We start from the raw sequence: 6,100 nt of genomic DNA on the forward strand, positions 1-6,100 counted from the left end.
ACAGCTCATTTTATATGAGCTGTCTTTTTTATAAACTTAGCACTTTTATAAACCTAACACTTTCATACGCTCACTAACTGGCTGATACGTTTTCTCGCCAGCAGGCGCAACAATGTTGCCAAATGGCATTTGTGCCACCAATTCCCAACTATCTGGGATAGCATAAGCCTTAGCGGCATCTTCATCCACAAGCGGATTGTAGTGCTGTAGGTTGGCACCAACATTTAGAGTACGTAGCTCTGTCCACATCGCATACTGATGCATGGCTGAGGTTTGCTGAGCCCAAACTGGAAATCTATCTGCATATAACGCAAACTGCTCTTGCAATGACTCAGTTACGTTTTTATCTTCATAAAACAGCACTGTACCCGCTGCCGCACGGAAGCCATCTAACTTTTGCTTAGTCCCAGAAAAGTCGCCATCGCCGACGGCTGCACGCAGTTTTTCTTCAGCGATGTCCCATAATTTCTGGTGTTCGGCACCAAACAGTACGACCAGACGCGAAGATTGTGAATTAAAAGCAGAAGGCGTATGCAATAAAACACGCTCTGCCATATTGGCAATCGCTTGTGGCTCTACTGGTAGCTCGTTGCCCAATGCATATATTGAACGGCGTTTATCAAAAGCTTGTTGTAAAGTAACTAGGCTTTCTTTAGACATCGATATTATCCTTATAGTTATCATAAAATATAGGTCAAACGAGCCAGACTAGGCATGGCAAGTTGATCATTCATAAGAAAGCTATTATAGCAATATGCTAAATAATATCTAGACTCTATAAAGTTTTATTTATCAATTACTCTATGAAGTTATTCTGTTTTACTCAGGGCATGTCCTGAGCCTGAACGAAAGTACCTAAATGGGCTAAGAATGGTTAATGAGCAACAATCGTCACCGATATGCCCTCTGCAATTTGGTCGAACAATTCAATAATATCCTTATTACGCATACGTACGCAGCCGTGCGAGAGTGGCACACCCATCGGCTCACTGTCTGGCGTACCATGAATATAAATATAACGCTGATAAGTATCACAGCCACCTTGACTATTACTGCCTTTATTAAAGCCCTCTTCCACACCACTTAGCCAAAGAATACGGCCTAATATCCAATCGCGTTCAGGATGTCGTTCACCAAGCTCAGCACTATATCTCTCGCCCGTAGGGACGCGTCCAATGAATACGGCATTTATGGGTTCATTTGCGCCAATTTTTTTGGCGATAAAGTGTTTGCCAAGAGGTGTGCAGCCGCTATCTTGTTGACTACCAATGCCATTTTTAGCAGTAGACACCGTATATTGAGCCAATTCTCTATTATGCTGGTAGAGCGTTAATGTTTGCTTAGCAATATTAACCAACAACTGCACATCAGAACTTTCGTTATTTTTCTCGTTATAGCTTTCGTTATTCTTCATAGAATATTTCCGACGGTCATTTACCCAATAGATATCATTATTGACCGCGTGATAAGTAAGTGGATTGATTTTTTCTATTATTAAGGGATTGTATCAAGGCTTTTGGCACCGTAATATAGGGGCACACTTTTTGATGCTAGCAGATTATGACGACTATTTCACCGACACGTGTGTCGATGTATGATTTTCTCTATCAAGATACCAAGCCAATGGTATCTTTATTGGCCGATGCCGCCAAGCTTTCATTACCACAAGCTCGATTGGCAATGGATGCCAGTTTGCAGGCCATTATCAGTGCCTTGCTTGCTTACCAGCAGCACAATGACGGACAAGCTGTGAGCAAAAAGCTATTTAGTCGCGGCGCTGTTAAAGAGCTACGCCAATATAATTCGATGAATTTTTCGACCATGAATGCGACGTTATATCATCGCCATGAAGCGGCGGATGCGATATTTTATGATAATGCTCGCGTGATTAAAGCGAGTGACTATATTGCTCAGCAAATTGACGCAACAACGCAGCAAGTACAGATACTCCTCACGTCCTTATGCGTGATTGTCTTACGTGAACTGGCTATTTTAGCCGACTATAGCCAACTTGATAACGACGAGATGGATAAGTGGTTCGCTTTACAGCCACAGTTTTTATCAGCTGCTCGCTTTGCCATCAATGAGCCAGCGTCTGTCTCTGTTAAATTGAATGAGGTAAATGAAGATAACAGTCTAGTCGCAGCATCAGAGATCAATTTAGACTCGACATTAAAAACAAAATCAGCAGCCGAATCCGAAAAACATCCTAATACAGAACGTGCCTTATTAAGTACAGAACAGCTCGCTGACACCCCACCAGCGTTCAATCCTTACTGGCATGAATTGACGACATTCAAGCCTGAAAATCAACAGCCTGTGCAAGATATGCAGTTGGCAACTGGCAATTATTTAAAAGCCATTGGACGCTCACCTGATAACTTGCAGCAAGGTCGCCATAACGATATGCTAGTCTTTACAGAAATGCAAGCCATTGCCTTGCCACACCAACGCTGGCTATTACAGCTCGCCAAAATCTCAGATATCTATCTCAGTCGTAATCGCCTACGTATTACCTCCGAACCTGCCAGCGCACCCAAACCACCTTTGGTAAGCTTGGGTTTAATTGGTGGTAATAACGATAATACGCCGACCACCACCAGCGAAAAGCCCATTGAATACGAGGCATCAATACCCCTCTGGAAAAATCCGGTTATCCTGATTATTATTGCTGTGATCGGGGTGCTTGGCGGGCTTGCAACGCTCAAGTATCAAAGCCAAAAATCTGACGGTGTGTTACTGGCGACAGAAGAAGTCATAGAACAAGATGTTATCGAAGAACGTCAGCAGCAGGATGTGGCTATTGTCATGGTTGACGATGAGGAGCCTGATGATAAAGAAACAAAAGCGGCTCAATGATAAATAAAAGCTCTGAATACAGAACTTCTTAATTAGCAAAAAATCATCGAACAAACCTTTAAAAAATCCACAAAAAAAAGGCGCTATTCGTATAGCGCCTTTTTCTATTCATATTTTTTATTCATGCTTTATCTAGCACAGTCTATTAAGACCGGCTTACTTCGATAAATCACGACCACGACTGGCTTCGATAGCCAAACGTAGACCATTTAGACGGATGAAACCTTCTGCATCTTTTTGATCGTAAGCACCCGCATCATCTTCAAAAGTCGCGATTTTTTCGTCAAACAACGAATCATCTGACTTACGACCAACAACGCTCACAGCACCTTTGTATAACTTCACACGTACTGTGCCATTGACATATTCTTGTGACTTGTCAATCAATGCTTGTAACATCATACGCTCAGGACTGAACCAATAACCATTGTAGATAGTTTTGGCGTAGCGTGGCATCAGCTCATCTTTTAGATGCGCCGCTTCACGATCGAGCGTCAATGACTCAATACCGCGATGCGCTTTTAGCATAATGGTACCCGCTGGCGTCTCATAGCATCCGCGTGATTTCATACCAACATAACGGTTTTCTACGATATCCAAACGTCCAATACCATGCTGACCGCCAATCTCATTTAACTTAATCATGACTTCATACGGCTTAAGTGCTTCACCATCGATGGCAACGATGTCGCCTTTTTCGTATTCTAATTCTAAGTATTGTGCTTCGTCAGGCGCTTCTTCTGGGCTCACTGACCAGCGCCACATATCATCTTCTGCTTCGGCGTAAGGGTCTTCTAAAATACCGCCTTCATAAGAGATGTGTAATAAGTTGGCGTCCATTGAGTACGGAGATTTTTTCTTATTGCCCGCATAATCAATCGCAATGTTATGCTCTTTGGCATATTCCATCAAGCTCTCACGGCTAGACAAGTCCCACTCACGCCAAGGGGCAATAGTGACCACATCAGGCGATAAAGCAACGGCGCCAAGCTCAAAACGGACTTGGTCATTCCCTTTACCAGTAGCGCCATGACTGATCGCATCGGCATTGTGTTCTTTAGCAATCTCAACCAAGCGCTTGGCGATTAACGGACGGGCGATAGAAGTCCCTAGCAGATACTCGCCTTCATAGATGGCGTTGGCTCGGAACATCGGGAATACATAATCACGGGCGAACTCTTCACGTAAGTCTTCGATATGGATATGTTTGATGCCCATGGCTTCGGCTTTGGCGCGTGCTGGCTCAACTTCTTCGCCTTGACCGATATCAGCAGTAAAGGTAATCACTTCTGCATCATAGGTTTCTTGCAGCCATTTAGCGATGATGGAGGTATCAAGACCACCTGAATAGGCCAAGACGATTTTATTAATATTTTTTGGATCAAGTTGAGCCATGAAGAACTCCTATTGTGAGCATTTAGTGTTAAGAAAAGCGCTAAGATTCAATCAAAAGATAAATTACTTGCTCAGTGTACATCATATTTACTATAGGCAAAAGTGCAACTGCCCCATGGCATAAGCTTTTGATTTAAATTTTGGGTCGATAGATTTCAATTATTCACATGTAGGTGACAGTTAACTGCCGCAAATTAAAAAACAACCCATGTATTATGTACAGATATTTAGCCGCATATTTAGTCAAGTAGGCAAATCTGTTATGATAGCGGTACAGTATCCCTTCCTTTTATTTCCGTATATGACGATATAGAGCGCGACGACATTATGACTGATTCGATTAGAGAATTGACCATCCTTCAGCCAGACGATTGGCATATCCATTTGCGTGATGGCAAAGCATTGAGCACTACTGTATCGCACGCAGCAAACAGCTTTAACCGTGTCATATGTATGCCAAACTTAGTGCCTCCTGTTAAGAACACTGACGATGCGCGCGCCTATCGCGACCGTATCATGGCGCACTTAGTAGCCAGTGAGCTGAGTGCTGAGCGCAAAACTGCATTCGATCCACGTATGACTTTATATCTCACTGACAAAACCACTGCCCAAGATATCGAGATGGCAGCACAATCAGGTATCGTCCAAGCGGTCAAGCTTTATCCTGCTGGCGCGACTACCAATTCGGCTGATGGCGTCACCAATATTAACGCCTGTGTCGATGTTTTTGAAGCATTAGAAAAGTACAACCTACCACTATTGATACATGGCGAAGTGACGCAAGATCATGTGGATATCTTTGACCGTGAAAAGCGCTTTTTAGACGAAGTGTTGGCGCAAATCATTGTCAAATTCCCTACATTAAAGATTGTCGTCGAGCATATTACCACCAGTGATGCGGCAGACTTTGTCTTAGCACAAGGCAATCACATTGCCGCCACTATCACTCCGCAGCATTTAATGTTTAACCGCAATCATCTATTGGTTGGCGGTATCAAGCCACATTTTTATTGCTTGCCTATTTTGAAGCGTGAAAGCCATCAAAGAGTATTATTAGACGTGGCAACCAGTGGCAATCCCAAGTTTTTCTTAGGCACGGATTCAGCCCCGCATGCGACGGATAAAAAAGAAGCCGCTTGTGGCTGTGCTGGCTGCTATAGCGCTGCAACTGCCTTGCCATTGTATGCCACCGCTTTCGATAGCGTGGGGAAAATAGACAAGTTAGAAGGCTTCGCCAGTCGTTTTGGTGCTCAGTTCTATGGACTGCCAGTCAATGACAGCACGATTACGCTTGTCAATACGCCTATGCAAGTGCCAGCAGCCTATCCTTACTTTGATGGCTCATCATTGACCCCACTTATGGCAGGCGAGACACTGCCTTGGTCTATCAAAGCATAAAACGCACTAAGCAAATCCATCTGTATTCTATTTTAACTTGAGAAGTTTAGCCCTATGATAAGAATGACATCTGCTAACCAGCGGTGTGATTTGTATCATAGGTTATTTATTTTTCATTTAATGTCTTAATTCAATATAACAGTACGACTGATAAAAGCGATTTAACCAGATATGACCACTCCAAACGATGCCGCCTTACCTAACGAAAACCCATTAAACTCTGTAGAGAATAGCCTTAAAATCGCGTCAAATAGTCACACAGAAGATACCGCAGCAGACGGACTAGTACCAATGCGTCTAAAAGACCGATTTCGTAAGTTTCTGCCTGTCGTCGTTGATGTGGAAACTGCTGGCTTTAATGCGCAAACCGATGCTTTACTAGAGATTGCCTGCATTCCTGTACTACTGAATGAGCAAGGCGTGTTTTATCCTGGGGAAGCATTCAATG

The 6,100-nt window shown here is 43.3% G+C and carries 5 protein-coding genes and 1 pseudogene; 3 read left to right on the top strand and 3 right to left on the bottom strand.

Annotated features, from left to right (window positions below):
- Positions 1-45: 45 nt before the first annotated feature.
- A complete protein-coding gene (locus JMW85_RS11020; RefSeq protein WP_201581770.1) occupies positions 46-660 on the bottom strand; it encodes a nitroreductase family protein in 615 nt (204 codons plus the stop codon).
- A gap of 214 nt (positions 661-874) precedes the next feature.
- On the bottom strand, positions 875-1,414 hold the full coding sequence (locus tag JMW85_RS11025; RefSeq protein ID WP_201581771.1) for a L,D-transpeptidase: 540 nt from the start codon (positions 1,412-1,414) through the stop codon (positions 875-877).
- 146 nt (positions 1,415-1,560) lie between these two features.
- Between JMW85_RS11025 and JMW85_RS11030 the strand changes: the two genes are divergently transcribed.
- Positions 1,561-2,859 (top strand): hypothetical protein, encoded by a 1,299-nt coding sequence (locus JMW85_RS11030; RefSeq protein WP_201560345.1) that lies wholly within the window; start codon positions 1,561-1,563, stop codon positions 2,857-2,859.
- Positions 2,860-3,015: 156 nt separating this feature from the next.
- Here JMW85_RS11030 and JMW85_RS11035 read toward each other — a convergent pair whose 3' ends face one another.
- Positions 3,016-4,254 carry an argininosuccinate synthase gene (locus JMW85_RS11035; RefSeq protein ID WP_060491644.1) on the bottom strand — a complete coding sequence of 413 codons (1,239 nt, stop codon included), beginning with the start codon at positions 4,252-4,254 and terminating at the stop codon, positions 3,016-3,018.
- Between the two features lie 327 nt (positions 4,255-4,581).
- On the opposite strand from JMW85_RS11035, the gene pyrC reads away from it, so the two are divergent.
- On the top strand, positions 4,582-5,652 hold the full coding sequence (gene pyrC / locus JMW85_RS11040) for a dihydroorotase (RefSeq protein WP_201581772.1): 1,071 nt from the start codon (positions 4,582-4,584) through the stop codon (positions 5,650-5,652).
- 171 nt (positions 5,653-5,823) lie between these two features.
- Positions 5,824-6,100 (top strand): annotated as a pseudogene (locus JMW85_RS14320) (exonuclease domain-containing protein); the annotation flags it as partial.

This window comes from Psychrobacter glacincola (assembly GCF_904846075.1).
Taxonomy (GTDB): Bacteria; Pseudomonadota; Gammaproteobacteria; order Pseudomonadales; family Moraxellaceae; genus Psychrobacter; species Psychrobacter glacincola_C.